The organism is Ruficoccus amylovorans (genome assembly GCF_014230085.1).
In the GTDB taxonomy this organism is placed as follows: Bacteria; Verrucomicrobiota; Verrucomicrobiia; order Opitutales; family Cerasicoccaceae; genus Ruficoccus; species Ruficoccus amylovorans.
Window position 1 is genome coordinate 218,086 of record NZ_JACHVB010000035.1, and the last position, 26,872, is coordinate 244,957.

The following is a 26,872-nucleotide window of genomic DNA, read 5'->3' on the forward strand; positions in this document are numbered from 1 at the left end:
GGGAAAGTCTTGGTTACTGGGCGTCTGAACTGTCGCCATTGAAAACTTCGGCGATGGCGGGGACGAAGGGAATGGTGTCTTCCGGTGAAAGGATCGGGCCGGGCTGCGGGTTTTCCAGCGGGATGTTGCCACCGAGGGCGAGGTGGAGGTCGATGCGGGACTGGAGAACCTGGGAGACGGCATCAATGCGCTCGCGCTGGAGCCCTTGGAGAGTCGAGAGGGAGGAAATCACATCCAGGTAGTCCGTCTGGCCGTTGATGTAGCGCAGTTGTGCTTCGGTGAATTCCTGCTTCGCGGCCACCAGCTCGACATCGAGCGCGGCCAGCGCTTGCGTGTACCAGTACTCGTTGGCGAGCGCGTCGCGGACTTCCTTGTAGGCGGTCAGGACGATAGATCGGTACTGGAGCATGGCCTGGCGGGCGAGCGCGAGCTGGCGCTCGACCTCGGCCTGGCGCGCTCCGGCGTCAAAAAGCGGCTGCGCAAGCGAGGCGACGAACGAACCGGACCACGAGTCGAACACGTCGCTGAAGGCCTGAGCGGTGCTGGTCGCATCCGCGCTAAGTGAAATGCGCGGCAGGCGGTCGGCCTTGGCTCCGGCCACGTTCCAGCTGGCCGATTCCAACTCCAAGTAAGCGGCGCGGACATCGGGCCGCTGCGTCAGCAGGTCGGAGGGAATGCCGGTCGACGGGGTCGGCGGCAGCGCGGGAAGTTCGTGGTTGCCGTCCAGATCGTAAACCTGATCGGCGGGGACGCCGAGCAGGAGCGCCATCTGGTTCTGGAGCAGGCGGATCTGGCGCTCGGCTTCGGGCAGGCGGGCCTCTGCTGCCGCGAGCAATTGACGTTGCTGGAGAACGGCGAGGGCGTTCGACTGGGCGTTGGCGAAGCGCAGGAGGATCAGTTCAAGCTGGGTGCGGTTGGTGGCTACCTGGTCGTTCAGCAGGCGCAGGCCTTCGCGGTAGGCCAGCAGCCCGATCCAGGTCGAGGCAATATCCCCGCTGAGGGTGAGGGCGGTGGCCTGCACGTCAAAGCTGCTCGCCTCGGCCTGGGCCTGGGCGCTTTCGGAGCCAGCCCGGATGCGACCCCACAGGTCCACCTCGTAGCCGATGCCGGTCCCGAGTCCCCAGCCGTCGGTAGTGGCCGACCCGCTCCCAAAGGTGCGCGTCTTGCTCCAGGACCCGCTGGCATCGACGGAGGGGTAGAGGTCGGCTCCGGCGATGACCGCCTCGGCTTGCGCCTGGCGCAGGCGGGCCCAGGCAGAGGCCAGATCGAGGTTGCCGCTCATGGCCTGGTCTTCGAGGGCGTTGAGGTCGGGCCGGTTGAAAGCGGTCCACCACTGCTCCTGTTTGGCTGCGGCGGAGACCTCGTCGGTATCGCCATAGGTGGAGGGAAGCGGCTGTGTGGTGTCGGCGGACGGGGTCTGGGCCGTGTACTGGCAACCGGCCAGCGCCAGCGCGGCGCCGAGTGTCACTCCCATGCGGAACAAGCTATTCACGGTCTCTGATCTCCTTTTGTTTTTCACGGACACCGGCCAGCGCGAAGCGGACAGTGTGCTCGATCACGGTATCGACATTGAACGGGCGGTGGCGTTTCGTGCGGATCGCCATTTCGCGGATGGCCCGGCTGAAATTAAAGAATTGAAACAGAGCTATGATCGACAGGCGGCACAGGGCGCGGTCTTCCTCCGTGGCCTGTTCGCCGAGCAGTTCGCGGACGATGTCGATCAGCGCGCTGCGTTCGCATTCGATCACTTCGGAAAAGATATACTCCAACTGCTCGGTGGGGTCCGCCATTTCCTTGACGAACATGCGCGGGAAAAGGCTCCCGGCCCCGGTGTCGAAAATACGGCGGCAGTGGGTGGCGAGGTAGGCGCGGAGGCGATCCTCGGCAGGCGCTTCGCCCATGTCGGGCAGGGGATACTCGCGCTGGGCCTCGGCGAAGGCGTAGCGGAGCGCCTCGGCATAGAGCCCGAGCTTGTCCCCGAAGTGATAGTTGGCCGCCGCCTGGTTGGCCCCGGCCTCTTGGCAGATCACGGCCAGGGTGGCACGGTTGTACCCGTGCGCGGCGAAAGTCTCCGCTGCCGCCTTGAGCAGGCGTTCGCGGGTTTCGCAGGCTTTTTTTACATGCTGGCTCATGTCCTGCGGGATAGAACGCCAGATTCCAATAAAGGTTTCAAATAAACATTTGAAATTTTTATTTTAATAAAGCGCGCCGCGCACACCGCTTAAGCGGAACTGTTAACCGGCTGTGGCTGCGCTTAAAACGGCGGCTCGGCTGGGCTGGTTTCTCGACAAGTCCGTCCAGCCGTGGCCAGAATCCTTTTTCCGGAAGGGCGGCGACTGCCACCCACCGCCATGATTTATCCAAAGCGCCCATGAAAGAAATTCCCGAGACCATACTCAAAGCCTTCGCCGAAGACCGCGAAGGGGTCTGCTGTCTGGCTACCGCGAGCACCGAAGGCGTCCCAAACGTCGTTTACGTGGGCATCGTGGGGCATTGCGCGGAGGGCTTTTTTGTGGCCAACAACTATTTTAACAAGACAAAGACAAACCTGGAGGCCAACCCGCACGCGTCGCTGCTTTTTCTCACCAAGGAGCGTAAGGCCTATCAGATCAAGGGGACGGTCAGCTTCCACACCGAGGGGCCAGTCTATGACGCGATGAAAGCGATCAACCCGGACAAGTACCCCGGCCACTCGGCAGCGCTTTTCACCGTCGAATCGATCTACAGCGGAGCCGAGCAACTGGTCTGAGGGGCCGTTTGGGCGGCGCGGGGCGCGAACAGATCTTCGTTGATGGTTCATGAAGACAGAAAAGCCCGGACGCGCTAACGCATCCGGGCTCTACTGCTGCTGTTCGTATTGACCTCTTGAAAAATTATTTTACGCGCTGGATATTGCGGCGCAGGATGCCGAGAGCCTGTGTATGTATCTGGCAGATACGGGCTTCGGAGACACCGAAGATTTCTGCGATTTCGGCCAGGCGCATGCCCTCGTAGTAGTACATCGCGAGGACTTTCTTCTGGCGGTCCGGGAGTTCGGCGATCATGTCGGCCATGAGATCGATGTATTCGCTCTTTTCCAGATCCTCGTAGCACGGGCGGCTGTTTTGATCGGGAATGGATTCGTGCAGGTTGGCGTCCGTGTCGTCGTCCTGGCCGGGGGCTCCGTCGAGAGAGACGAGGACGACCGGGCGAGCCTTCTGCTGGTAGCGTTCGAGTTCGGCCAGGGTCAGGCCCATGGCATCGGCGATTTCGGCATCGCGCGGGGCGCGGCCGAGCTTCTGCTCAAGTTCTTCGACCACTTTACCCAGTTCGCGGACCTTGGCCCGGCGGGTGCGGGGGAGGGAGTCCATGCGGCGGAGTTCGTCGAGGATGGCACCGCGGATACGAAGGGAGGCATAGGCCTTGAAGGTGCCGGACTGCTCGGGGTCGAACTTCTGGACAGCGGCAATCAGGCCGGTCAGCCCGACGCTGTGAAGTTCTTCAAAATCGGCGCAACGCGGCAGGTATGAAAGCATGCTCTTCACCACGGTATTGACGAGCGGGTAGTGCTCCTCAAGCAGCTCGCTCTGGATGACATCCATGACGCGGGGCTTGTTCTTGGAGGCGGTGGTGTGTGGTTTCATAGCGTTGTATTGTAGAAGAGTAGCGTTGTTTCGCTTGTTCTTGAACCACATGCCGTGCCATTTGTTTTTTGTGTTTTGTAAGTATCTGTCTGTTAGGAATATATATATAAATATAAAAAACAAAAGATTGAGCCCTAAGTGTTTGCTATTCTTTTGCAGTGCAAATTGTGTATTTTGCATTGCATTTATAATGCTATTTGTTGGGCAGGGAAAAACTTTCTGGTTTATAGGTAAAAGGCCCGTGGTGAAAACCGGACCATTCGGTTCTGCCACGGGCCTGAAGCGGACCTTGTTTTTGTCTGTAACCAGAGATGTCGGACAGTGCCTGGCCTTGTTCAGGCCGTCAGCGTGAGGCTTGAGGCAGGACTCCGGTAGATGTTATGTGCTCACGGGCTACCTTTACCAGCCGATCCAGGCGAACTGCCCACTGTCGGCGGAGAGACTGATTTTACCGCCGGAGTGAGCGTCACCGAGCGCGCCGATGTTGCAGGCGCTATCGAAGAGCAGGGCTCCGGCGTCCGGCTCCAGGCGGAGAGCGGCGAAGGGCAGGGTGATGTCGGCCTCGTAGTAGATCGGGGTCGTACGCTGGGTGACATTGGAGCCGGGGACAGGCTTACCACGCTGATAAAGGACAGCCTCTTCGCAGTCGTTGCGGGCGGGCTGGAGGACGACTTCCTGGATGCGCTCGGGGTGTTCGGGCGCGGCAAAGAACAGGTGCACGCAGGAGCCGTAGGTGACCTCGTCCGGGTTGCGCTTGATGTCGGAGTCGTTGACTTTTACGCGGATGCGCAGGCTATCGCCCTCTCTGGATAGGGCTCCTTCCATCGCGTCGAAACCGGCCAGCTTCATGGCGAAGAGGACCTCGCCCGCGGCGTTTTTATCAAGCTGGTGGCGGGGGCGGAGGACAGCGCCGATGGCCAGCACCTGATCGGTGTCGCATTCCAGGGAGACGCGGTATTCGTTTTCGAAGGCTGCGTTGTTGACGGCGACAAGCTCGACCTCGGCAGTGCCGTTGGCAGGCACAGAGAGGGTCAGCTCGTTTCCAGAGGGCAGACTGAGGCGTTCGTCCTGTGGGCGCAGGCGGAAGGTCAGCTCGGCGGGCTGGGCGGTGGGGTTTTCGACGCTGAGTCGCAGCGTGTTGCTCTCGCCCTCGCCGATGGCGAAAGCGCCCTTGCCCTGGAGGCGGGCGATGAAGCGGTCGCCCAGCCCGGCGAAACCGCGTCCGGTGTTCTTGAGGACGGGGCTGAACTCGCCGAGAAAACCGTCCTGCTGGTGCGCCTCGATCAACTCGTCGCACATGGCCCAGATCCGGTCAAGGGGGAGCGTGGCCGCGGCATGCGGGTCGAGCATGACGGCATGGTAGATGTGTTCGCGCTTGCCGGTGAGAGCGGCGCGGACGGTTAGCTCCTGCACGTTGATGTTGGTCATGCAGAGGGCGGCCAGTTGCGGGGGCAGGTCGCCGATGCGGACCGGGTGCAGGCCGGTTCCGTCCACGAGGCAGGGGACTTCGACATTGCAGCGGGCGGGCAGGTTGGAAATGGTGCCGCGGTTGGGCACGTTGCCGTAAACGGTGCGCGGCTGACCGCTCTCAATGGAGTGGATGATGTAGGAGCCGTACTCGTGAGACTGCGGACGCAGGTCGATGTCGCCGTCCTTGCCCAGCAGCTCGGCCTCGGTCTCCTGCCAGGAGCCGATGATGGCCTTGCAGCGGCGGATGTACTCGTCGATCGGGATGTTAAAACGCTCGATCAGTTCGCGTCCGTGGTGGATGAAATACGGGACGTACTCGCTCTGGTGCTCGCTCGACTCAGTGACGAAGTACCCGGTGCGGCGCATCATCTCGAAGCGGACAAGCTCGTGCGTGCGCTCAGGGTCTTCGAGCGCCTTGAACAGCAGCGGATAGGCGTCCTGCCCCTTGTACTGGAATTTTAGGAAAAACGCCATGTGGTTGATCCCGGCGACGAGGTAGCTGACGTCCTCGGGCGGGAGGTTGGCGAAGCGGGACAGAAGGTTGGCCGTGCCAAAGACCGAGTGGCACAGGCCCACGTGCGGGATGCCGACGGCTTCCTCCACGGCCCAGCAGTTCATGGCCATCGGGTTGGTGTAGTTGAGCAGGAGACAGCCGGGGCGGGCCAGGTCGGCAATGTCGCGGGCGATGCCGTTGATGACGGGGATGGTTCGCAGGGCGCGGAAGACACCGCCCACGCCGAGCGTATCGGCGATGGTCTGCTCAAGCCCGTACTTTTTCGGAATCTCGAAGTCGCGCACGGTGGAGGGCTTGTAGCCGCCGACCTGGACGGTGCAGATGACGTAGTTGGCGTTGCGGATGGCGGCCTTCTGGTCGAGGGTGGCCTCGATGCGGGCGGGGACGCCGAGCTTCTTCGCGATGCGGCGCATCATAATGTCGGCGACCTTGAGGCGCTCGGGGGAGATATCCATCAGGCAGATGGTGGCGTCGGCCAGTTCGGGAAAGCGCAGGATGTCGCCGATGAGGGTCTTGGCGAAGACGACGGAGCCGGCTCCGATGAGGGTGATTTTGCAGGACATGGGTCTGGGAATGGATTGCTGGTTTAAAAGAAAATATGGGCGGCAGGGTGCCGGTTGGTCATGAATTCACTGCCTGACATTAAGACTCGGTTGAGGCCATTTATCAAGCGGTCGGTTGTGACCAATGATATGCAATTTGTGATGGACGCTTTCAACGGATCGCAGGAAAGTACCCGCATGCCAGACCTGCTGAAGTGCATTTATTACGGTGTCGAGAGCTACTCATCGAACCGCTACTTCTACGACAATAAGACGCGCGGCGACGGATCGGATGGGGTGTTTGTGATTCAGCGGACAATCAGAGGGGCGGCTTTTTACCGGGACCGGCGGGAGCATGTGCGCGTCGGGCCGGGCCAGGCCATGCTCTTTTGCCACGGGGAGGACTCCTGCTACGGCTACCCCGAGGATGCGACCGAGCCTTACGAACTGGAGTTTCTGGCCATGACGGGGGAGCGGTCGCTGTTTGACGCCGTGCGGCAAAAGGCCGGCTCGCGGGTGGCACTCGCGGCGCATTCGGAATCGCTGGCGGCGTTTCAGGCTTTGGCGTTCCATGTGCGGGAGCACCGCTTCAGGGACCGCTTTCACGAATCGCTGTGCGGGTACGAACTACTGATCGCGCTCTTGCGGCAGGCATGGACGGGCGACCTCTTGCACGACCCGGTGGCAGCCGCCCGTGAGTACATTAAAAACCACTACAGCGAGCCGCTCACCCAGCAGGAAGTCGCCGCGCACGTGGGGCTGAGCCGGGAGCACCTGACGCGCTCCTTCCGGCAGCGCTTCGGGACGACTCCCGCCCGGCTGTGCGAAGATCTTCGCATGGGCAAGGCCCGCGAATTACTCAGTTTGCAATTCCGGTCCGTTTCGCAGATCGCGGCCAATTGCGGCTACACCGACGCCAACAGCTTCGCCCGCGCCTTTCGCCGCCGAAACGGGGTTTCGCCTCAACAATTCCAGCAGTTCGCTATGCCCGGCCACAGGCCCACCCCAAGCGATCCCACGCTGCGGTCGCGTTGAGAGTCATCGCTTCCCAAGGGGGCAGGAGCCTTTCTGGCTCCGATGGGGCGCAGCCCCATGATTGCTGCTCCAGCCGGAGCGCAGCTCCATGATGGCTGCTCCAGCCGGAGTCAGGAGCGGATGCACTGGTCCATGCTTTCGGCCGGGTCGGGGTCTTTGGTAAAGCCGACGACGACGGCGGGCACGCCGACCACGGTGGCGTGCGGGGGCACATCTTCGACCACGACGGAGCCTGCGCCGATGCGCGCGCCCTGGCCGATCTCGATGTTGCCCAGCAGCTTGGCCCCGGCCCCGATGAGCACGTTGTGGCGCACCTTCGGGTGGCGGTCGCCCGCGACCTTGCCGGTGCCGCCGAGGGTGACTTCGTGCAGGATGGAGACGTGGTTTTCGATCACGCTGGTCTCGCCCGCGACGAAGCTGGTGGCATGGTCGAGCAGGATGCCGCAGCCGATGCGGGCTGCCGGGTGGATGTCCACTGCGAACACCTCCGAGATCAGGCTCTGGAGGTAAAGGGCGAGCTCTTCGCGTCCGTTGGTCCACAGCTCATGGGCGACGCGGTAGCAGGTGATGGCCTGAAAGCCCTTGAAGTAGAGCAGGGGGGCCAGGTAGTTCCTGCAGGCCGGGTCGCGCTGCTTGATGGCGAGGATGTCATGGCGGATGCTCTGGCCGATCTTCGGGTTGGAGCGGAAGCACTCGCAGAAAACTTCTTTCAGGTAACCCTCCGGGGTGGCGTGGTAGGCGAGTTTGCGGGACAGGCGCACGGCCAGCGCGCTCTCCAGACTGTCCTGGCTGAGCACGACTTCCTCGAACAGGCTGGCCAGGGCCTGCTCCTTGCGGGCGGCTTCCTCGGCTTCTGTTCGCATCTGTTCCCAGACCTGATCGTTTTCCATGTGGGCTAGCTAAACGCGCTTTGCGGATTGAGCAAGGGATTTGACAGCAAAGTTTTTCCGGGGAACCTTTGCCCCCTGCGACAAACTAAAGGTAACCCTCTCATCCTTATTCACTATGAAAATCCTGACCTATCCTCTGATTGTTATCGCCTTCCTTGGGGCCGCGTTCGCGGCGCAGGGGGCGCCCAAGCCCGGTGACAAAGCACCGGACTTTACCCTGCAAGGAGCCGACGGTAAGGAGTACACGCTCTCCGACTATGAGGGCCAGTATGTAATCCTCGAATGGCTCAACCACGGCTGCCCGTACGTGAAAAAGCACTACGACAGCGGCAACATGCCCGCCACCCAGGCCAAGCAGACGGCCGACGGCGTGGTCTGGCTGAGCATCGTCTCCTCCGCGCCCGGCAAGCAGGGCTACGAAACGCCGGAGCAAACGCTCAAGACCGCCGAGGCCAAGGGCTCGAAGGCGAGCGCCATCCTCCTCGACCCGACCGGCAAGGTGGGCAAGGAGTACGGGGCGAAGCGCACGCCGGAGATGTTTATCATCAACCCGGAAGGCGAGATTGTTTACCACGGGGCGATTGACAGCATCAGCTCGGCCAGCCAGGCCGACATCAAGGACGCCAAGAACTACGTCAACGCCGCTATGGCCGAAGCGAAAGCCGGGCAGCCCGTTTCCCAGGCCAGTACCCAGCCCTACGGCTGTGGCGTGAAGTATCCGAACTGATTGTTACGGATCAGGAGCGCATCGAAAAACGTTGCGCCGCTCAATTTTTCAAAAGCCTCCAGAGCGCATGTTCCGGGGGCTTTTTTTGTTTTCAGAGGGAAGGGGCAGGGTATTGTCAGGGGCATCATGCCGGGGTGGACGATAGAATTACTGGCCGGGGAGCGGATTACCCGCGCCTTCTGGATCATTCTCGCGCTGCCCGCGCCGTTCTGGCTGGCGGTGATCTTTTTCCCGTCCGCGCGGGTGGTGCGGCACATCTGCCAGCCGCTGGTGGCCCCCACGATTCTGGTTTTCGCGCTGCTGTATCTGTACTACCAAGCCTGGGGGCTGGGCGGCTTTGTCTGGCCGGGCGGGATCGGCTACACCGAGGCGCAGTCGGTCGTGTTGCATCCGATGGGCTTTCTTATCCTGTGGTGCCAGATCCAGATCATGCACCTGTTTCTCGGGTTGGTCATCTACCAGCATGCCTCCCGGCTGGGGCTGCGCATCCCCGTCGAACTGATCGTCTGCTGGGTGCTCGGGCCGGTCGGCTTGCTGCCCTACCTCGGGCGGCTGCTGGTCTATCGGCTCAAGCGGGGCTGATCTTGTCAGGCCGGGATTGCTTGTGGCAACGCGGGCGGAGCACGCTCGCCCCGGCGTCAAGCGGGCGGGGGCATCGGGCAGTCGAGGGAGACGGCGATGGCGCGGAACAGTTCGGCCTCGTCGGTGCTGGTTTTACCGTCGGCGCTGATGGCGTGCGCGCAGACGGTGAGCACCTGCTTGCGCAGGCCGTAGGCGCCACGGGCGAGTTGGTCGAGGGACTGGTCTAGCCCGGCGAAGTTGAGCTGCGCGGCGGGAACGAGCTTCAGGTGGTCCTTGAAAACGGGGGACGTGCGGGCGGCTTCGGTGAAGAAGCGTTCGGCCTCGGCGGGGTTCTGCGTGCTCAGGTAAATGACGGCGGAGAGCAACTGCGAAAAAGGCGCGGCCAGCACGGAAGCGCTCCAGATGTAGGTCGAGGGGGGGGCCTTGGGTGTGTTGCGCAGGGTGAGGTGGCGGCGGACCAGCCGCGTGACCACGAACTCGAAAACCGTCACCTTGCCGTCCATCTCCACCAGCCGGTTGAGGCGATGGAGGAAGCGTTCGCTGAAGCTTTTTTCCATCTGGCTGAGCGCGGGCAGGGCCAGCTCGATCATGGGCAGGTAGTCGGCGCGGTCGCGGCGGACGATGCGCGGGTAAAGCTCGCGGACGGTCTGGGCGACTTCGTCCCCGGCCTCGGTCTGGAGGTAGCCGAGCTGCTGGCTGCGGCGGGTCTCGTCGGCGTCAAGTACGAGCGCGTAAATGAGCGAACGCGCCTCCAGCGGTCCGCGTAGCGCGAGGCCGAATTCCTCCTCCAGCGAACGCCGGGTGGCGGTTGCCTGCTCCAGCGCGGAGGCGCTCAGCGTGCCCACGGCGAAGACCATTTCCAGCGGGCTGGCGGTGGCTTTGGGGGTGATGGGAGAGGGCTTGATGTGCGGGGGCAGCTTGGGAGGTGTCAGCGCGGAGTCGGGCCAGGCGTAGGGGCTGTTGAAGAGCCGACCGTCCCAGTCCGGCTCGATGGCGCGGATGCGCTCGTCCAGCGGCGGGTGGGTGGCGAAGATCCCGCCGAGGTAGCTGCGGATGCCGCTGGCGAAAAACAGGTGCGCGGCCTCCTGGGCGTGGGGGCTTTCCAGCCGGGAGCCGAGCCCGATCCCGCCGATGCGCTTGAGCGCGCCGGAGAGGCCGCCGGGGTTACGGGTGAACTGCACCGCCGCGGCGTCGGCTAAAAACTCCCGTTGCCGGGAAACTGCACTCTGGATGAGACGACCGAAAAACACGCCGATGGACCCGATGAGATAGAGCGAGACGGCCAGAGCGAGGATGGCGATGATGAACCCGCCGCCTCCTCCGCCGTCCTTGCTGTTACGTCTGTTGCCGGAAAGGCTCACGAAGCGCAGGCTGCGCAGGATGCCGCCCCCGATGACGGCGAGCACGAGGATGCCAAAGATGACGCCCATGAGCCGGATGTTCAGCCGCATGTCGCCATTGAGGATGTGGCTGAACTCGTGCGCGATGACGCCCTGGAGCTCGTCGCGGCTGAGATTGTCGAGGCAGCCCTGGGTGACGGCCACGGCCGCGTCGTGGGGGCTGAATCCGGCGGCAAAGGCGTTGATGCTCTGCTCCGGCAGCACGTAAACCTCCGGCACCGGCGTGCCCGAGGCGATGGCCATTTCCTCCACCACGTTGAGCAGGCGGCGATGGCTGGGATCCTGCGTAAAGGGTTCGATTTTGCGGCCCCCGAGGCTTTCGGCGACCACGCCGCCCCCGCCGCTGAGGGCCTGGATCTTTATCAGGCTGGCGATGCCGATGACGGACACCGTGACGACGCTGACCCAGAAAAAAATCGTCGGCTGCCACCACTGAAACTCAGAGGCGGGGCGGCTGAGGGATTTAGTGAAAATCAGCACCGAGACGACGTACAGGGCCGCGATGATGCACAGCACGGTGAGGACAAAGTACACCACCAAGAGCGTGGTCCTGCCGCGCGCCTGGTCCTGACGTTCAAAGAAGTCCATCGACATTTTTTTGAAAAAACGCTCCCGCTGCGGTAGCCAATGATCCCGGCACTTGCCGGTCGTCACCAGTGGCGCGGGATTAGCGAGCCGGTTGTTTTACTGGAAGGAAACCTTGGGAGCTTCTTTTTGCTCGGGGGCGTCGATTTCGAAAGGTTCGGCGGGCTGGAAGCCAAGCGCTCCGGCGAAGAGCACGGCAGGGAAAACTTCGCGGGCGTTGTTGTAGTGCATGACCGAGTCGTTAAAGGCCTGGCGGGCGAAGGCGACCTTGTTCTCGGTCGAGGTCAGCTCCTCGGTCAGTTGCATCATGTTCTGGTTGGCCTTGAGATCGGGGTAGGCTTCGGAGAGCGCGAAGAGGCGGCCAAGCACACCGGCGAGCTGTCCTTCGGCTGCGCCCAGTTCGCGGATGGCGGCGGGGCTGTCGGGGTGGGCGGCGGCTTTCTGTTGGGCGTTGACCGCGGTGGAGCGGGCGGCGATCACGGCCTCCAGCGTCTCGCGCTCGTGTTTGAGGTAGCCCTTGGCCGTTTCGACCAGATTGGGAATCAGGTCGTAGCGGCGCTTGAGCTGCACGTCGATCTGGGAGAACGCGTTTTTGAAGCGGTTGCGGAGCTGGACCAGTTTATTGTAAGTGCCGACCACGACAAGGACCAGCACGACGAGGATCAGGACAACGACGCCCAAAGCAATAAAACCTGTCATAATGCCTCGCAGTAAAAAGGACCACTAATCCTGAAGCGAGATTTTTTCGGCAGGGCATGCCCTGCACCCTCGGTGCTTCGCACCGTGATGGGGCTCTGCCCCATCGGAGCCAGAAAGGCTCCTGCCCCGCGGAGGCTGGGTTCCTTTGTTTATGCTAGGGGGGCGATTGTTGGTTTAGCCGGGGACCTTGTGTGTCTTATTGCATAGAACGCTTTTAAAATACGGTAGCCACAATGATTGAATGGTTAAATGGCCAATTGTTAATTGTTGGATACGGAACGTAGAAAACAACAATTAGCCATTTTAACCATTTAGCCATTCGGCCTTTTTGTGACGGCTACGACTATATTTAAGCCGTTTTAGTGGGAGGTCCGCACCCAGCGGGAGGCTTGGGCGACGGTCCACTGGTATTTGCGGGCGGTTTCTTTGATGAGGAAGGGCATGTCCTTCTCCATTTCGAGTGCGAAGGCCGGTTCGAGTGCGCCGCGCAGGCCGTTGAAGGAATCCTCGGCTTTGGCCGTGCCGCCGAGCCAGTTTTCCGGTGGGGTGTATTCTTCCAGCCAGGTGAAGGGCGTGGTCAGGACGAGTTGGCCGCCGGGGTTGACCAGCGAGGGGAGGCGCTTGAGGAAATCTAGCGGGCGGGGCAAGCGGCAGATCAGGTTGCAGGCGATGACAAGGTCGAAGCTCCCGAGCGAGTCGGGCAGGGCGAGTGCGTCGCCGGTGCGGAAGCTGACCCGCGAGCGGTCGATGTCTTCGGGGACGGCGGCGACGCTGCGCAGGTGGATATGCCCCTCGTGCGTGCGGGTGTAGTCGAGCAAGCCCTTTTGCGCCAATTCGTTGGCGGCGCCGATGAAGTTTTCCGAAGAGTCCATCCCGATCACCTCCCCGCAGTGCCGGGCTAGTTCAAAGCTGGTGCGCCCGACCGAGCAGCCGACCTCAAGGGCTCGTCTGTCCGGGCCGAGGCGAGCCGTGTCCACCAGTTCGCTTACGCAGCGGGCCGGGAAGTTCAGCGCCTCGCGCGGGCCGAAGCTGTAGGGGAGCGTCTCCTTCGCCGTGCCGTAGTGGAAAAGTAAATACAGGTTAAGTTGCTTGTCAGCTTCGTAGGGGTTCATGCGGGCAAGTTTGAGAGTTTGAATGTTTGAGGGTTTGAAAGTTGGTAACTGCTGGGGAGGTGGATGAGGACATATTAACTCTCAAACTCTCAAACATTCAAACTCTCAAACTCCCAAACGTACTAAAAGGCCCCTTTTCGCTCGCCCACGTGAAACCGGTTCATTTACGTTGGGAGGATATGGAGAAGATCGTTTGCTTCGGCGAAGTGCTCTGGGACTGCCTCCCGAAGGGGCTCTTTCTCGGCGGTGCGCCTTTCAACGCCGCCTGCCACTTGCGCAGGCTGGGTTGTCGTCCGGTGATGATCAGCGCCGTGGGGGACGATTTTCTGGGCGAGGAAGCCCTTCTGCGCGCGCAGGCTCAGGGGCTCGATACCTTCGCCTTTACGGTGAAAAAAGGGCTGCGCACGGGCGTGGCCAAGGTCGTGCTCGATGACTCCGGCTGCGCCAGTTATGTCTTTCCCGAACCGTGCGCGTGGGACCGGATCGAACTGGGGGAAGCGGCCCGCAACGAGTTGACCACGGCCAATGCGATCCTTTTCGGTTCCCTCGCCGCCCGTAGTGAACGCAACGCCGAGCAGCTCGACAGCATCTTGAGCGAAACACACGCGCTGCGGATCTTCGATGTGAATCTCCGTCCCCCTCACGACGACTTGGAGACGGTGCTTGAGCTGGCGCAAAAGGCCGACGTGCTCAAGGTCAACGAAACCGAATTGGCCGTTCTGTCCGGGCGACCGTTTGACTCAGGTGACCTGGAAGGGGCGATCCGCGCCGTGGTCGAGCGCACGCATGTGCGCAAGGTCTGCGTGACCCTGGGGGGAGAGGGGGCGGCTTATTTCGACGGGCGGCGATTACTCCGGGCCGAGGCTCCGCTAGTGCAGGTGCGTGACACCGTTGGAGCAGGCGACTCTTTCACGGCGGCGTTTACCGCCGGGCTGGTTCGCGGCGATGCTCCGCAGGAAACACTGGAGCGGGCCTGCCGTCTGGGGGCGTATGTGGCCAGTTGCGACGGGGCCACGCCGGAGTACGATCCGGCCGAAGTGCTGGGGTGATTTCACCAGCGGAACGGGCGAGCCTCCTTTATGTGTAAATAAGCGTGGCTGAGGCCAATTCGGGGTTGAACCCTGCGGGTGGGCACGCCTTACTGAGGGTATTCGCTGCTATTGGAATTAGATTGAGAAAGCTACGTGTAAAGACCCTTTCCCGCTGGCTGGTTTCGCAAAACCAGCTTGATTTCTTTCCCCTGCGTAAACACCTGCGCGGCTACAGCGGATCGGCTTTCAAGGGAGACTTCCGGGCCGGGCTCAATGTTGCTCTGCTGGCCTTCCCGCAGGGGATGGCCTATGCGATGATCGCCGGGCTGCCCATCCAGTACGGGATTTACGGTTCGGCGGTGGCGGCGATTGCGGCCACGTTTTTTGCCGGTTCGCGTTTCATTACGCTGGGGCCGACGAACGCCACCTCCGTTACCCTGGCCAGCGCCTTTGCCGCGATGGAGATCATGGCCCCGGAACTGCGCGCCCAGTACATGCCGATCCTGCTTTTGCTGATCGGGCTTTTGCTGATCGTGGGGGCGTACCTCAAGGTCGCGAACCTCATCCAGTATATTTCCAGAACCGTCGTGGTGGGCTACATCACGGCGGCAGCGCTGCTGATTATTGTCGGGCAGCTGAAAAATGTCTTCGGCGTCAGTTTTGCGCCGGGCGAGGAGGCGATCACGTTTTTCGACAAGCTGTACCTGACAATCAAGCACCTGCCCGAGTGCCGCCCGGAATCACTCGTGCTCAGCGTGCTGACCCTGATCCTGTATTACGCGCTGAGCCGTCGCCTGCCCAAGCTTCCAAACGTGGCCATCGTGCTGCTGGTCATGTCCGCGCTGGCGGTGGGGGCGACGTATGTGGCGGAAATGCGCGGGGTGGAACTTCACTTCCAATGGCTGCGCTCCATCGACGCCTCTCAGTGGAAATTCACGCCGCCAGCACTGAACTTCGACGCCATCAGCCAGGTCGGTAACATGGCGTTGGCCATTGCTCTGCTGTGTGTGCTGGAAGGCACCTCCATCGGCAAGTCGCTGGCCGCCCGTTCCGGGGAGCGGCTGGATGCGAATCAAGAGATGTTCAGCATCGGCATGGCCAACATGACCGGCGGTTTTTTCAGCGGAATGCCCGCCTCCGGCTCGCTTACGCGCTCGCAGTTGAGTTGGGCCAGCGGCGGCTCAACCCCGCTGGCCAGCCTCTTCAACGGCCTCATTGTGGCCGGCGGGGCCTTTGCTCTGGGGCCGTTCATCAAGCATGTGCCACAGTCGGTGTTAGCGGTGCTGGTTATCACTATCGGCCTGTCACTGATTAACCGCCGGGCGATCAAGCTTGTCTCCAGTGCCACCCGGGGCGACGCCATTGTGTTTTTCTCCACGCTGGTGGCGGGTCTGCTTGTTCCGCTGGACACGGCGATCTATTTCGGCGTGGGCCTGAGCATTATCCTGTTTCTGCGCAAGGCGGCTTCGCCCGAACTGGTCGAGTACGGCTTTACCGACGAGGGGCAGTTGACCGAACTGGAAGAAGAGGGCGGGCGGCGCGACCCGGAGATTTCCATCATCCACGTCGAGGGGGATCTGTTCTTTGGCGCGGCGGAAATCTTCCGCGACCAGATGCGCCGCGTCTGCGAGGACGCCAACCTGAAAATCGTCATCGTGAAGATGCGCAACGCCCGTCACCTTGACGCGACCGCCGTCATGGCGATTGAGGAGTTGCTCAAGTTCATGCATGAGCACGACCGGCATCTGCTTTTCTCCGAATGCAAGAAGGACGTCATCCGTGTCTTTAAAAACTCCGGCCTGCTCGATGAACTCGGGCGCGGCCACGGCGTCTTCCCCGACACCCCGCACAACCCGACCAAGTCCACCGCCAACGCCCTCAAGCGGGCCATGGAAATCATGGGCGGCCAGCAGGCCGACATCAAAATCTACGTCAATCCCGGCAAGAAAAAGTAGCCGCTCGGCTTCTCTCCTTATTTATCTCCGGTGCTGGCAGTTCTGGTTCCTGCGAAGGAACGAAGTTCCGTTTCAAAAGTTTTTTGGGGAGCGGGCGAGAGGGTGTTTTTTTCAAAAAAACACCCTCTCGCATAAACCCACAAAGCGATTAAAAAACGGCCTTATTCTTCGCGCAGGCGGGCTTTCATGCGGGCGCGGGATTCCTCGCACAGGCCGAGTTCGGAGAGGGCTTCCTCGCAGCACTCGGGGTGGTTCTCGACTTGCGAGCAGACGGCCTCGATCTGTTGCCGGTAGCGGTCGGTGTAGCAGCAGCAGCGGCACAGCAGGCGCAGCTTCAGCTTTTCCCAAAAGCTCAGGTGGCGTTCCCGCGACTCGGAAATGAGCCGCGTGGCATCCCGGCAACTCAGGCCGTGCTTGAGGAAAAACTTGAGCATGTCTGGACAGGAAGGGCGGACGTTTATGCCCGGAAAGAAGCAAATGATGCAGGTTCTATGTCGTCAGGAGGGGCAAATCCTTTCAAGTTAGAGAGCCTTACATGCAATCGCTGCTCGATATTCTCCAGAAAACCACCGCATTTTTCCAGCAAAAAGGCGTGCCCCAGGCGAGGTTGGACGCCGAGCTGATCCTGGCTCATGCCCTCGGCTGCCGACGCCTGGACCTTTACCTGCAATTCGAACGCCTCCTCAGCGACGACGAACTGGCCGCGATGCGTCCGATGGTCGCCCGGCGAGGCAAGCGCGAGCCCTTGCAGTACATCCTCGGGGAGGCACATTTCCACGGGCTCGTGCTCCGGGCTGACCCGCGTGCCCTCATTCCCCGCCCGGAGACTGAGGAGCTGATTGAGCTACTGGCCAGTCGTTTCGCAGCGGTGCCCCCGGTCTCGATCTGCGACCTGGGGACCGGCACCGGCGCCATCGCCCTGTCGCTGGCGACGGTTTTTCCGCAAGCGCAGGTCACGGCGGTGGACGCCTCGTCCGCCGCTTTGGAGCTGGCCACGGAAAACGCCCGTGCCGCCGGGGTGGCCGAGCGGGTGCGATTTGTCGAGTCGGACTGGTTCGGGGCGCTGGGCGGGGAGCGCTTTTCTCTCATCGTCTCAAACCCGCCCTACCTGACTGAGCAGGAGTGGGAGCAGGCCGAGCCCGAAGTCCGTGACTGGGAGCCGCAAAGCGCCCTCACCGCCGGTCCCGACGGCTTGGACGATTACCGCAAAATCATCGCCACCGCTCCAGCCCATCTGGATGCCGGTGGCTGGCTGGCGTTGGAGACAGGGATCGCCCAGCACGCGGCATTGGAGGAGTTGGCCCGTGCGGCTGGGTTCGCCGAGGTCGAGAGCCTGCCAGACTTGAGCAAGCGGGAGCGGTTCTTCCTCGCCCGGATGGGATGTTAAGGGGCCGGTTGCCACCCGGCCCAGCCCCGAAAACGAGTTTTTCAACAGGTCCTGGTGCAACCGCTAGCCGAGGCGGTCAGTGGCGACGTGGTACTGGGGGTCTTCGGAGAGGTTGACCTCGACCAGGTCGCCGGCCTTGTCGAGCAGCTTGCGGCACTCGGGGGAGAGGTGGGTCAGGTGCAGGCGTTTGCCGAGGCTGCGGTATTTTTCGGCCACGGTATTGATCGCTTCGAGGCCGGACTGGTCGTAAACGCGGGTGAAGTAGAAGTCGATGACGACCTCTTCCGGGTCTTCACGGGGATTGAACAGCTCCTTGAACGAGGCAACCGAGGCGAAAAACAGTGGGCCGTGTAGCTGGTACACGCGTGCGCCTTTTTTGTCCGGGTAAACTTCCGCGCCCAGGTGGGTGGCGTGCCGCCAGGCGAAAACCAGCGCCGAGATAATTACCCCCAGGATGACCGCCGAGGCCAGGTCGTGCATGACCACGGTGTAGCCCGCCACCACGACCATGACGAGGATGTCGCTGAAAGGGACCTTGCGGAACATGCGCAGGCTGGCCCACTCGAAGGTCCCGATTACGACCATGAACATCACCCCAACCAGCGCCGCCATCGGGATCATTTCGATCCACGGGGCCAGCACCAACACGAAGGACAGCAGGCAGACGGCGGCAGTGATGCCGCTGGCTCGCCCGCGCCCACCGGAGTTTACGTTGATGAGCGACTGGCCGATCATGGCGCACCCGCCCATGCCGCCGAACATCCCGCACACGATATTGGCCAGGCCCTGTCCGACGCATTCGCGGTTGCCCCGTCCGCGGGTCTCGGTGATTTCGTCGATCAGGCTCAGCGTCATGAGCGACTCGATCAGCCCGACTCCGGCCATGGTCAGGGCAAAGGGCAGGATAATCCAGAGAGTCGCCAGGTTGAACGGCGGGAGGATGTCGTACTGCCCGTCGAGAAAGAACAGCTTCGGCAGCCCGGCGGAGATCCCGCTCTCGGCCTCGACGGTGGCGGCGACCTGCGCGGCGATGGCCGCATCCGGGGCCTCGGGGCCGAGCTCCTGGCGGGCCTCGGTAGTGGCGCGGGCGGTGGTGTTGGTCCGGAGCATGTCGCCCACCGTCAGCAGTGCGTGGGGCTGGTTCTGTGCGGACCAGCTTGCCGGAGCGGCCTGGTTGATGGCGATGGACAGGCCGGTGACAACGAGGATCGCGGCCAGCGAGGCCGGGACGGCGCGGGTCAGCTTGGGCAACAGCCAGATGATGAGCATGGTCAGTCCGACCAGCGCGAACATCAGGATCAGCGGCGCACCAGCAAGCGGGATCAGCGCCCCGGCGTCGTTGACGGTGTTGAAGCTCCCGAATTGGGCCATGAAAATCACGATGGCCAGCCCGTTGACAAAGCCCAGCATGACCGAGTGCGGCACCATACGGATAAATTGCCCGAGCTTGCCGATCCCGGCCAGTATCTGGATGACTCCGCAGAGGATGACGGCGGGAAAGAGGTATTCGACGCCGTGCAGGGCGACGAGGGAGACGATCACGACGGCGATGGCCCCGGTGGCCCCGGAGATCATGCCCGGTCGCCCGCCAAAGACAGCGGTGAGCAGGCCCATGAAAAAGGCCGAGTACAGCCCGATGATGGGCGAGACCCCAGCCACGAAGGCGAAGGCGATGGCCTCGGGGACGAGGGCGAGAGCGACAGTCAGGCCCGAGAGCAGATCGTCCTTGAGGTTGGCGGAGCGTTTACGGAAAAAATTGAGCATGGTCTTCCTGATTTGAATGCGCCATCGGGGTAAGGCGCGGCTTGCGCTGGACAGGGCCAGCGGCTTGTGGGCCGTCAAACAAGGAAGCTAAAGCAAAAACGAGGGGAACGGGGAGGCTGGGGAAGCGGCTGCACCATGTAAAGCCTTTACCCGGTTTTTTTCGCGTTTTTGGGGCCGTTACGTGTCGCACGGACGATAAGAGCCTGCGCCTCTGCCCGGCCTGACCACGGCTAACTTCACCGCTGAGGCTGGTCCGCCGGACCCGGCTTAGCTGCCCATGCCGAGCGCGTCCCAGAGGCCGGACATCTTGAAGACCTTTTTGACCTGCGGATCGACGTTGGTGATTTTCAACCGCTCCTTGCCGACGCGCTTGTTGACCGTCAGTACGATGCGCAAAAAGGAGGATGAGGCGAAGGTGACTTCCTTCATGTCGAAATGGACGACGCTTTCGGTGGCCTCGATCTTTCCGATCAGGTCCTCCTGGATTTGCTGGCAGCGTTCGGCGTTGAGCGGGCCCATGAAGGCGCAGACCAGCAGTTTTTCACCATCGGAGAATTGAACGACGTCGGAAGGCATACGCCCCTAGATTTGCGAGCGAGCCGCTCAAGTCAAGCGCGGGATGTAGCCGATGGGAATGGCTGAATGGTTAAACGGCTAAATGGTTAATTGTTAAGGGCTGGGTGCCGGACGTTGGAAAACTGCTATTCTGGCATTAAACCATCCATCTCTGGCCTATGTTTTTGCCCCAGGCAAAAACAGCCGGATGCGGAGCATTCAGGGGCCAGGGCATGCCCCGGCTAGACTTCGCTGCGGGGCGGAGGATTGAGAGCGCCGATGGCGTCGAGGACGCCTTGGCTGATCCGCTGGAAGCGCCGGGGGGCGGTGTCGCCGGGGTCAAGGTCAGCCACGTCGAGGGCCGGGCCGTAAACGACGCTGATCCGGTTTTTCAGGTCGGGCAGCTTCTGATGGCGACTGAAGACCCGGAAGCTCCCGTGGATGCGGGCCGGGATGATGGGCACCTTCGCGCGGACCGCGATCATGCCCACGCCGGGGCGGGCTTCGCGCAGGTTGCCGTCGTCCGAGCGCGTGCCCTCTGGGAAGACAAGCAGCCCGCCGCCATTACGCAGGACTTTAAAGACTTCGCGAAAGGCCTGGAGGTCGTTGCCGCCGTCGCGGTCCACCGGGATGGCGTGGCACTGGCGGATGAGGTTGCCGAACTTCCCCACAAAGAGCGTGCTGCGGGCGAAGTAGTGCAGCTCGCGCGGGCAGGCCGAGCCGAAAGCCGGAGGGTCAAAAAAGCTGGCGTGGTTGCCCGCCAGCAGGAACGGCCCGTCCTTGGGGATGTTCTCCTTGCCGTAAATCTCCCAGCGGGTGAAGTAGTCGAAAATGAAGTGCGAGAGCGCCCAGCCCGCACGGTAAACGGGATTTGTGCCGGGGTTTTTCATGCCACGACGGGGGAGAGGCCGGTGGTTTGCTCGATGGCTTCGGCCAGCAGGTCCACGACTTCGTCAAGGGTGAGGTGGGAGGTGTCCACGCGCTGCGCGCCCTCGGGGCAGCGCAGCGGGGCAGTCTTGCGGGAGGAGTCGATCCGGTCGCGTTCGGCGATGGAGTCGGTCTGGCCCTCCCTGGCGCGGCGGGCGGCGCGGGTGGCTTCGTCCGCCTCCAGAAAGAAGCGCAGGGGTGCGTCCGGGAAAATGACCGAGCCGATGTCGCGGCCCTCCATGATGAGCCCGTTGAAGCCCGCTCGGGCGGCCACGGCGGCCTGCGAACGCTGGTACTGGTAAAGGAACTGCCGGACCTCGGGCACGGCGGCGAAGGGCGAGACGGCGGCGTTGACCGCCTCCGAGCGGATATCTTCCTCGCGCGGGACCTGCCCGTCGATGCAGATACGGGCGCTCTGCCCGTCAATTTGCTCACCCAGTTTGAGCCCCTTCAGGTGGCTCTGGATGGCGGCGGCGTCGCCGGGGCTGACCCCGGCCTGCACCAGCGCGAAGGTCACGGCGCGGTAATGCGAGCCGGTATCGACGTGCATCAGGTTGAAACGGGCGGCCAGTCGGCGCGAGGTGGACGACTTGCCGCTGGCGGCACCGCCGTCCACGGCGATTACAGGTGTCTGGGTCATGACGGGCGAAGGTCGTTGAGAACCTCGAAAAAGCGGGGAAAGGTTTTGGCGCAGCAGCCGGGATCGTTGATGGTGATCCAGGGGCGTCCGTCGCCGTGCAGGTTGCGGCAGCCGAGGATGCCGAAGCTCATGGCCACACGGTGGTCGTGGTAGGTGTCGATGGCGACGGGGGCCGTGGCGGTGGCGGCTTTCAGCGCGGCCAGGTCGGGGGTGATGGTGAGCGAGTCTTCCGTCTCCGCGACTCGCTGACCGAGCTTGCGCAGCTCGGTCGCCATGGCGTGCACGCGGTCGGTCTCCTGCTTGCGGGTGTGGGCGATGCCGGTGATGGTGATCGGCTTTTCCAGCAGCGGGGAAATCGCGGCGAGGGTCAGGAAGGTGTCCGAAATGGCGTTGAAGTCGAAGCTGGCGGGAATGTCCCCGGCGGGGGCGCTTTTGGGGGAAACCACGAGGTCTTCGTCCTCGGTTTGGCTGTCCATGCCCAGCGCGGCCATGACTTCGGTGAAGCCGATGTCTCCCTGCAGGCAAATGTTACCCATCCGCTGGAGCCGGAGGCTGCCGCCGGTGACCCACGGCAGGGCCATGAAGTAGCTGGCGGCGGTGGCGTCGGGCTCGATCACATAGGCCGGGCGCGCGCAGTAGTAGCTGTGTTCTCCGGCGAAATGGTAGCGGCCGTGCTCGACCGATTTGGGCTCGGTGCCGAACTGCGCCATCATGGTCAGGGTCATGTCGATGAAGGGCCGCGAGACGGTTTCCCCCGTGAGTTCGACCGTGGTGGGGCCACCGGCCAGCGGGGCTACCATGAGCAGGGCTGACAATATCTGGCTGGAGGCCGAGGCGTCCACGCTCAGGGTGCCGCCGAAGAGGCCCCGGGTCTTGATTTCAAAGGGGAAAAAGCCAGGCTCGCCGCTGAACTCGGGCACGATGGCACCGTTGTGGGTGAGTACGTCGAGCAGGCCCTTCATGGGGCGCTTGCGCATGGCCTCGGAGCCATCGAGCCGGAAGCTGGCGCGGGGCTTGAGCGCGAGCATGGCGGTCAGGAAACGCGCGGCGGTCCCGGCGTTGCCGACATTGATCTCGATGTCGCGGCCCAGGATGTAGCCGCCACGGCCCACGATAAAGATGGAGTTGCCCGCCGGGTCGGGAGAGAGGGTGAAGCCCAGCGCCTTGAGGGCCGAAATCATGATCTCGGTGTCCTCGCTGAAGAGCGCCCCCTCCAGCGTGAGGGATTCGCGCGAGAGGGCGGCCAGGATGAGCGCCCGGTTGGTGATGCTCTTGGAGCCGGGGAGGCTGACGGTGCCCGAGGCCGGGCGGGTGAAGGGGGAGATAGTCAATTGCTCCATGTCAGTGATCAATCGTTGCGCACCGCGTCGCGGTACTGTTTGCCCTTGTCGAGCAGGTTGACGATTTCAAAGGGGTCGTTGTTGGCGATGGCGGCCCGCATCCGCTGCCAGTGCTCCTCGAAGCCCTGCATGGCCCGGAGGATTTCTTCGCGGTTTTCGAGGATAATGGCTTTCCACAGGTCTGGGTCTCCGGCGGCGATGCGGGTCGTATCGCGCAGGCCGCCTCCGGCGTAGTTGCGCCAGGACGGGTCTTTGGCCGCGAGAGTGTCGCACAGGACCGAGGCGAGGACGTGCGGCAAATGGCTAATGTGGGCCACGATCTCGTCGTGGGCCTCGGGGCTGGCGGTGGCGACTTCCATGCCCAGTTCGCGCCAGAAGCGGATAATCTGCTCCGTGGCCTGCGGCGGGGTATTCTCCAGCGGGGTGACGAAGCAGGCCCGCTTTTCAAAGAGGTCTTCCCGGGCGAAGTCCAGGCCGGTCTTTTCCGAACCGGCCATCGGGTGCGAGCCGACAAAGGTCGCCTGCGCCGGGGTGGCGGCGCTGCCGTGGCGGCAGATCAGGCTCTTGGTGCTGCCCACGTCAGTAACGAGCGCACCGGGCTTGAGGGAGGGGGCGATCTCTTCGATCAGCGGCACGATGTTGATGACCGGCACGGCCAGCACGACCAGGTCGGCCTCCGCCACCGCCTCTGCCGCGGTGGGGTAAACGCCGTCGCACCAGCTTTGCTGCTCACACTTGAGACGGGTCTCGGGCCGGCGGGACCAGGCCAGTGCCTGCCGGCACAGCCCGCGCGCTTTGGCTGCCTGCATGAGCGAGGCGCCCAGAAGGCCCGTGCCGAGAACTGTGAGTTTACCAAACATCACCCTTATGTTTCATGCACCGGGCATGGAACAGGCGAGCCAAAATGTGTTCTTTTCCTTTGGAAGGCCTCCCGGAGCGCTTGCCTTTTGACTGGCATTTCCCCGGCGGGCGCCTTTTACTGCGCTTTTTTACCCTGCCATGTCTCGTCACCGCAAAGACCGAAGTTTCTGGTACCGTCACCGTATCCTTTTCCGTGTGATGGCCATCACCCTGGCCATCGTGGTCGGCCTAGGGGCGGCCTATGCCCTTTCCTTGCTCGGCCCGAAGAATATTGATCCCTCCGAGATCAAATACACCCGCGTCAACACCGAGGAGGCCCTCAAGCTGCTTGACGCCAGCAAGACCCTGGAACAGCAGTTTATCGAGATTTCCGCGCTGCGGGAGCCGACGCAGGAGGATATCGCCGTGCTGGAGCAGTCCATCGCCAGGCAGCAGGAGTACAGCCGGGCGATTGGCGGCTACAACAGCGAGGCCAACCAGCGGCTCAAGAGCCTGCAAACGCTTTATCAGGACACGCTGGCCTCCCAGCAGTACCGCGAAAGCCTGGTCGCCGAGCGCCAGGGGGGTAATTACGAGTCTCAGGAGGATGCCGAGATGGCCCTGCGCAACTACCGCAAGGCGGCTGAAATCCAGCGCAAGATCAATGAGGACTTCCCGTTGAGCAACCGGCGCGACGTGGGCCGTCTGGCCCAGCTCGACCGCAAGGTGAACGAACTGCGGGCCGAGCCAATCTGGAAAGCCTCCAACGAGGCCGAACGCGCCTCCGAGGCTGCCGCGAAGAAAGGGGACTGGCCCGAGGCAAAAAAGCAGCTCGCCGAAGCCATCCGCTTGCAAAAGGAGCTGAATCTGGAGTTCCGTGGCCTGCACTACGCCGACGTTACCCGCCTGAGCCGTCTGCAGGTGGACCTGGCTTCGCTCGAATCCAGTGACTTGTACGAGGAAATCCGGCGGCTCGACGCGGAGGGGAGCGAAGCGCTTGAAAAGCAGGACTACAGTGTCGCCGCCGAGAAGCTGAATGCGGCCTCACGGCTCCAGCGGCGCCTCAACGAGGAGCATCCGCAGAGCCGTTTCGCCTCTAATAAGCGCATGGAGGAACTGAGCGATCTGGCGACCGCCTCCGTCAGCCGTGAAGTCGGAGCGGAAATCCTGGGTGAACTGGCCGAGCTGGAGCAGAACCTGCGTGAGCGCAAGGTCTGGCAGGCCGGGGAGATCATTCCGGGCCTGTCGGAGAAGATGGAAGCCTTCCGGCAGACTTATCCGCGCAGCGAGCTTCTGTCCGACACGGACGTGCTCAAGCTGCGTTTTCTCAAGTTCGTCAAGGACGACATCGCGCTGTTGCAGGACCGCATATACGGCCAACTCGTCCCCGTGCCCGGCTCCGACGGTTGGCACATGACGAAGTTCGAGGTTACTCAGGCCCTGTACCACAGCGTCATGCTGAACAATCCCAGCCGCCATAACGGGCCGACCCTGCCGGTCGATTCGGTCAGTTGGAGCGAAGCGTCCGAATTTTGCCAGAAGACGGGCTGGATTCTGGGGCTTCCGGCGCGTCTGCCGATGCGTGAGGAATTTGACGCCTCCGTCGGCACCCTGCGGTATGTGAACCTGGACGAGATTTCATGGAACGCCGGCAACTCCGGCGACGAAACCCACGAGGTCGGCACAAAGCAACCCAATGCCCAGGGCTTCTACGACCTGCTGGGCAATGTCGAGGAGTGGCTGGCCTCGACCGATATTCTCTCCCAGGAAAAGGCCTATGTGGCCGGAGGCACCGCGGAGGATTCCGTGGACGTGCTGGCCGACGTGCCTGTCAACCTGGACAACCCCCGCCGACGGGACCGCATGGGCGGTTTCCGGCTCGCGGTGAACCTCAACACCTCTTCTCAAAATGCCGATGCAGACGCCACCGTCTCAGCCGGAACTCAGCCCTGATGAAAAAAAGCGCGCTGAACGGGCGCAGTGGATCCTCTACGGAGTCATGATCCTGTTTATTGTCGCCCCGTTTATCGTCTGGCTTCTCATCGAAAAAGAGCCTAAATAATTGCTGGTATCTGAACACGGGACGGACGACGGGTTTACCGGCCTGTCCTGTGGGGTAAAGATACGGGCTTGTTTTCTGCATTTCTCCCTGCGGGTCTCCTGATATGAAAAAGACGATTTTCATTATACGGGTATTTTTCTTTATCCTGTGCATTGTCGGGGCCTGGCTGATTCGTTACGCCGCCGGTTATGAAGGGTCGGAAAAGCTCATTCAGTACGTGGGCTTCGGAGCCTTGCTGGGGGCTTTCACGATCTTGACGGATATTTACCTGAAAGGTTTTTCCCTGCGCGGGCTGACGGCGCTGACCTTCGGCTTGGCTATGGGGGCGCTGATCGCGATGTTGATCTCGATCTCGCCGTTGTTCGAAAGGGGCGACCCGGAAATCATCCTTCTGGTGCGCATGAGCCTCTATATCGTCAGTATGTACCTGGGCGCGGTGATCGCCCTGCGCGGGCGGGACGAGTTTAACCTGGTCATCCCTTATGTCCGCTTTGTGCCGCAGAAGGTGGATATGGCCGTCGTGGTGCTCGACACCAGCGCGTTGATTGACGGGCGTGTGGTTGGCATCTGCAAAAGCGGTTTCCTCATGGCGGAGCTTGTCGTCCCGCGGTTCATCATGGACGAGTTGCAGCGCATCGCCGATTCCAAAGACCCGCACCGCCAGTCCAAGGGCCGGAAGGGGCTCCAGGTGCTTAACGAACTGCGCAAGCTCACCCAGATCCCCGTTTCCATCCACGAAAGCGAAGTGGGCTCCCGGCAGAACGTTGAGGATAAGCTCATTTTTGTCACCCGTAGCCTCAAGGCGAAGTTGCTGACCACGGATTACAACCTGGCGCGACTGGCCGAGTTCCAGGGGGTGAGCTGGCTGAACATCAACGAACTGGGCCGTGCCCTGAACACCGAGACCAGCGTGGGGGAAAAATTCGAAATCGAACTGGTCAAGGCCGGGAAGGAACGTGACCAGGCGGTCGGCTATCTCAGCGACGGGTCGATGGTGGTCGTCAACGACGCGGTGGAGATGATTGGCCAGAACGTCCATGTCGAGGTCATCAGTGTGATGCCGTCGGCGGGCGGAAAGCTCATCTTTGCCCGCTTGATTCACTGAAGTGGAGCTACCGCAGGTGAGGGCCTATTAGTAAAAATCATGCTAATGCGCATGGGGGGGCTTTTGAGCTTGTAATAGGGGGTTATC

The 26,872-nt window shown here is 62.3% G+C and carries 23 protein-coding genes and 1 pseudogene; 9 read left to right on the forward strand and 15 right to left on the reverse strand.

Annotation, left to right across the window (positions count from 1 at the left end; all coding sequences use genetic code 11):
- Positions 1-13 precede the first annotated feature (13 nt).
- Positions 14-1,492, reverse strand: coding sequence for an efflux transporter outer membrane subunit (locus H5P28_RS12585; RefSeq protein WP_185676059.1), 1,479 nt, complete (start codon positions 1,490-1,492; stop codon positions 14-16).
- Complete coding sequence (locus tag H5P28_RS12590; RefSeq protein ID WP_185676060.1) at positions 1,485-2,132, reverse strand: CerR family C-terminal domain-containing protein; 648 nt, start codon at positions 2,130-2,132, stop codon at positions 1,485-1,487. Before H5P28_RS12590 ends, H5P28_RS12585 begins: the two co-directional genes overlap by 8 nt.
- Positions 2,133-2,371: 239 nt before the next feature.
- Between H5P28_RS12590 and H5P28_RS12595 the strand changes: the two genes are divergently transcribed.
- Positions 2,372-2,749, forward strand: a complete 378-nt coding sequence (locus H5P28_RS12595) for a pyridoxamine 5'-phosphate oxidase family protein (protein ID WP_185676061.1) — start codon at positions 2,372-2,374, stop codon at positions 2,747-2,749.
- Positions 2,750-2,873: 124 nt separating this feature from the next.
- On the opposite strand, the gene H5P28_RS12600 is transcribed toward H5P28_RS12595, so the two are convergent.
- Complete coding sequence (locus tag H5P28_RS12600; RefSeq protein WP_185676062.1) at positions 2,874-3,623, reverse strand: sigma-70 family RNA polymerase sigma factor; 750 nt, start codon at positions 3,621-3,623, stop codon at positions 2,874-2,876.
- A 1,272-nt stretch (positions 3,624-4,895) separates the two neighbouring features.
- Positions 4,896-6,170, reverse strand: a pseudogene (gene melA, locus H5P28_RS20170) (alpha-galactosidase); the annotation flags it as partial.
- Positions 6,171-6,347: 177 nt separating this feature from the next.
- Here melA and H5P28_RS12610 point away from each other — a divergent pair.
- The gene (locus H5P28_RS12610) at positions 6,348-7,184 is read left to right on the forward strand and encodes an AraC family transcriptional regulator (RefSeq protein WP_185676064.1); all 837 of its coding nucleotides are present in this window, start codon (positions 6,348-6,350) and stop codon (positions 7,182-7,184) included.
- A gap of 110 nt (positions 7,185-7,294) precedes the next feature.
- Here the strand turns inward: H5P28_RS12610 and cysE are convergent, their stop codons facing one another.
- Positions 7,295-8,074: a serine O-acetyltransferase gene (gene cysE / locus H5P28_RS19895; RefSeq protein WP_185676065.1), complete on the reverse strand. Its 780-nt coding sequence runs from the start codon at positions 8,072-8,074 to the stop codon at positions 7,295-7,297.
- A gap of 115 nt (positions 8,075-8,189) precedes the next feature.
- Between cysE and H5P28_RS12620 the strand changes: the two genes are divergently transcribed.
- On the forward strand, positions 8,190-8,801 hold the full coding sequence (locus tag H5P28_RS12620) for a thioredoxin family protein (RefSeq protein ID WP_185676066.1): 612 nt from the start codon (positions 8,190-8,192) through the stop codon (positions 8,799-8,801).
- A gap of 126 nt (positions 8,802-8,927) precedes the next feature.
- Positions 8,928-9,383 (forward strand): abscisic acid-deficient protein Aba4 family protein, encoded by a 456-nt coding sequence (locus tag H5P28_RS12625; RefSeq protein WP_185676067.1) that lies wholly within the window; start codon positions 8,928-8,930, stop codon positions 9,381-9,383.
- 56 nt (positions 9,384-9,439) lie between these two features.
- Here the strand turns inward: H5P28_RS12625 and H5P28_RS12630 are convergent, their stop codons facing one another.
- From H5P28_RS12630 to H5P28_RS12640, 3 genes are all read right to left on the reverse strand, one after another.
- Positions 9,440-11,371, reverse strand: coding sequence for a M48 family metallopeptidase (locus H5P28_RS12630; RefSeq protein WP_185676068.1), 1,932 nt, complete (start codon positions 11,369-11,371; stop codon positions 9,440-9,442).
- A gap of 96 nt (positions 11,372-11,467) precedes the next feature.
- Positions 11,468-12,067 (reverse strand): LemA family protein, encoded by a 600-nt coding sequence (locus H5P28_RS12635; protein ID WP_185676069.1) that lies wholly within the window; start codon positions 12,065-12,067, stop codon positions 11,468-11,470.
- A 359-nt stretch (positions 12,068-12,426) separates the two neighbouring features.
- Positions 12,427-13,179, reverse strand: coding sequence for a putative 4-mercaptohistidine N1-methyltransferase (locus H5P28_RS12640; protein WP_185676070.1), 753 nt, complete (start codon positions 13,177-13,179; stop codon positions 12,427-12,429).
- 179 nt (positions 13,180-13,358) lie between these two features.
- On the opposite strand from H5P28_RS12640, the gene H5P28_RS12645 reads away from it, so the two are divergent.
- On the forward strand, positions 13,359-14,228 hold the full coding sequence (locus tag H5P28_RS12645; RefSeq protein WP_185676071.1) for a carbohydrate kinase family protein: 870 nt from the start codon (positions 13,359-13,361) through the stop codon (positions 14,226-14,228).
- A gap of 122 nt (positions 14,229-14,350) precedes the next feature.
- Positions 14,351-16,165: a SulP family inorganic anion transporter gene (locus H5P28_RS12650; RefSeq protein WP_185676072.1), complete on the forward strand. Its 1,815-nt coding sequence runs from the start codon at positions 14,351-14,353 to the stop codon at positions 16,163-16,165.
- Between the two features lie 161 nt (positions 16,166-16,326).
- On the opposite strand, the gene H5P28_RS12655 is transcribed toward H5P28_RS12650, so the two are convergent.
- Positions 16,327-16,599, reverse strand: a complete 273-nt coding sequence (locus H5P28_RS12655) for a hypothetical protein (RefSeq protein WP_185676073.1) — start codon at positions 16,597-16,599, stop codon at positions 16,327-16,329.
- A 101-nt stretch (positions 16,600-16,700) separates the two neighbouring features.
- On the opposite strand from H5P28_RS12655, the gene prmC reads away from it, so the two are divergent.
- Positions 16,701-17,552 (forward strand): peptide chain release factor N(5)-glutamine methyltransferase, encoded by an 852-nt coding sequence (gene prmC, locus H5P28_RS12660; RefSeq protein WP_185676074.1) that lies wholly within the window; start codon positions 16,701-16,703, stop codon positions 17,550-17,552.
- 63 nt (positions 17,553-17,615) lie between these two features.
- Here prmC and H5P28_RS12665 read toward each other — a convergent pair whose 3' ends face one another.
- The 6 genes from H5P28_RS12665 to H5P28_RS12690 form a co-directional block, all read right to left on the reverse strand.
- The gene (locus H5P28_RS12665; RefSeq protein ID WP_185676075.1) at positions 17,616-19,316 is read right to left on the reverse strand and encodes a SulP family inorganic anion transporter; all 1,701 of its coding nucleotides are present in this window, start codon (positions 19,314-19,316) and stop codon (positions 17,616-17,618) included.
- A 267-nt stretch (positions 19,317-19,583) separates the two neighbouring features.
- A complete protein-coding gene (locus tag H5P28_RS12670) occupies positions 19,584-19,892 on the reverse strand; it encodes an STAS domain-containing protein (protein WP_185676076.1) in 309 nt (102 codons plus the stop codon).
- A 221-nt stretch (positions 19,893-20,113) separates the two neighbouring features.
- Positions 20,114-20,761: a lysophospholipid acyltransferase family protein gene (locus H5P28_RS12675; protein ID WP_185676077.1), complete on the reverse strand. Its 648-nt coding sequence runs from the start codon at positions 20,759-20,761 to the stop codon at positions 20,114-20,116.
- Positions 20,758-21,438, reverse strand: coding sequence for a (d)CMP kinase (gene cmk / locus H5P28_RS12680; protein ID WP_185676078.1), 681 nt, complete (start codon positions 21,436-21,438; stop codon positions 20,758-20,760). Before cmk ends, H5P28_RS12675 begins: the two co-directional genes overlap by 4 nt.
- The gene (gene aroA / locus H5P28_RS12685; protein WP_185676079.1) at positions 21,435-22,778 is read right to left on the reverse strand and encodes a 3-phosphoshikimate 1-carboxyvinyltransferase; all 1,344 of its coding nucleotides are present in this window, start codon (positions 22,776-22,778) and stop codon (positions 21,435-21,437) included. The genes cmk and aroA overlap by 4 nt, the downstream gene beginning before the upstream one ends.
- Before the next feature lie 8 nt (positions 22,779-22,786).
- Positions 22,787-23,638: a prephenate dehydrogenase gene (locus H5P28_RS12690; protein ID WP_185676080.1), complete on the reverse strand. Its 852-nt coding sequence runs from the start codon at positions 23,636-23,638 to the stop codon at positions 22,787-22,789.
- Positions 23,639-23,777: 139 nt separating this feature from the next.
- Between H5P28_RS12690 and H5P28_RS12695 the strand changes: the two genes are divergently transcribed.
- Both H5P28_RS12695 and H5P28_RS12700 read left to right on the forward strand, forming a co-directional pair.
- Positions 23,778-25,571 carry a formylglycine-generating enzyme family protein gene (locus tag H5P28_RS12695; protein WP_185676081.1) on the forward strand — a complete coding sequence of 598 codons (1,794 nt, stop codon included), beginning with the start codon at positions 23,778-23,780 and terminating at the stop codon, positions 25,569-25,571.
- 212 nt (positions 25,572-25,783) lie between these two features.
- Entirely contained in the window at positions 25,784-26,785 is a 1,002-nt protein-coding gene (locus H5P28_RS12700) for a PIN/TRAM domain-containing protein (RefSeq protein WP_185676082.1), read from the forward strand.
- Positions 26,786-26,872: the final 87 nt, after the last annotated feature.

What these genes read in the sequence shown, in the direction of transcription:
- H5P28_RS12590 (WP_185676060.1), bottom strand. Translation starts at nt 2,132, where the DNA reads ATGAGCCAGCATGTAAAAAAAGCCTGCGAAACCCGCGAACGCCTGCTC.
- H5P28_RS12595 (WP_185676061.1), top strand. Translation starts at nt 2,372, where the DNA reads ATGAAAGAAATTCCCGAGACCATACTCAAAGCCTTCGCCGAAGACCGC.
- H5P28_RS12600 (WP_185676062.1), bottom strand. Translation starts at nt 3,623, where the DNA reads ATGAAACCACACACCACCGCCTCCAAGAACAAGCCCCGCGTCATGGAT.
- H5P28_RS12610 (WP_185676064.1), top strand. Translation starts at nt 6,348, where the DNA reads ATGCCAGACCTGCTGAAGTGCATTTATTACGGTGTCGAGAGCTACTCA.
- cysE (WP_185676065.1), bottom strand. Translation starts at nt 8,074, where the DNA reads ATGGAAAACGATCAGGTCTGGGAACAGATGCGAACAGAAGCCGAGGAA.
- H5P28_RS12620 (WP_185676066.1), top strand. Translation starts at nt 8,190, where the DNA reads ATGAAAATCCTGACCTATCCTCTGATTGTTATCGCCTTCCTTGGGGCC.
- H5P28_RS12625 (WP_185676067.1), top strand. Translation starts at nt 8,928, where the DNA reads ATGCCGGGGTGGACGATAGAATTACTGGCCGGGGAGCGGATTACCCGC.
- H5P28_RS12630 (WP_185676068.1), bottom strand. Translation starts at nt 11,371, where the DNA reads ATGGACTTCTTTGAACGTCAGGACCAGGCGCGCGGCAGGACCACGCTC.
- H5P28_RS12635 (WP_185676069.1), bottom strand. Translation starts at nt 12,067, where the DNA reads ATGACAGGTTTTATTGCTTTGGGCGTCGTTGTCCTGATCCTCGTCGTG.
- H5P28_RS12640 (WP_185676070.1), bottom strand. Translation starts at nt 13,179, where the DNA reads ATGAACCCCTACGAAGCTGACAAGCAACTTAACCTGTATTTACTTTTC.
- H5P28_RS12645 (WP_185676071.1), top strand. Translation starts at nt 13,359, where the DNA reads ATGGAGAAGATCGTTTGCTTCGGCGAAGTGCTCTGGGACTGCCTCCCG.
- H5P28_RS12655 (WP_185676073.1), bottom strand. Translation starts at nt 16,599, where the DNA reads ATGCTCAAGTTTTTCCTCAAGCACGGCCTGAGTTGCCGGGATGCCACG.
- prmC (WP_185676074.1), top strand. Translation starts at nt 16,701, where the DNA reads ATGCAATCGCTGCTCGATATTCTCCAGAAAACCACCGCATTTTTCCAG.
- H5P28_RS12665 (WP_185676075.1), bottom strand. Translation starts at nt 19,316, where the DNA reads ATGCTCAATTTTTTCCGTAAACGCTCCGCCAACCTCAAGGACGATCTG.
- H5P28_RS12670 (WP_185676076.1), bottom strand. Translation starts at nt 19,892, where the DNA reads ATGCCTTCCGACGTCGTTCAATTCTCCGATGGTGAAAAACTGCTGGTC.
- H5P28_RS12675 (WP_185676077.1), bottom strand. Translation starts at nt 20,761, where the DNA reads ATGAAAAACCCCGGCACAAATCCCGTTTACCGTGCGGGCTGGGCGCTC.
- cmk (WP_185676078.1), bottom strand. Translation starts at nt 21,438, where the DNA reads ATGACCCAGACACCTGTAATCGCCGTGGACGGCGGTGCCGCCAGCGGC.
- aroA (WP_185676079.1), bottom strand. Translation starts at nt 22,778, where the DNA reads ATGGAGCAATTGACTATCTCCCCCTTCACCCGCCCGGCCTCGGGCACC.
- H5P28_RS12690 (WP_185676080.1), bottom strand. Translation starts at nt 23,638, where the DNA reads ATGTTTGGTAAACTCACAGTTCTCGGCACGGGCCTTCTGGGCGCCTCG.
- H5P28_RS12695 (WP_185676081.1), top strand. Translation starts at nt 23,778, where the DNA reads ATGTCTCGTCACCGCAAAGACCGAAGTTTCTGGTACCGTCACCGTATC.
- H5P28_RS12700 (WP_185676082.1), top strand. Translation starts at nt 25,784, where the DNA reads ATGAAAAAGACGATTTTCATTATACGGGTATTTTTCTTTATCCTGTGC.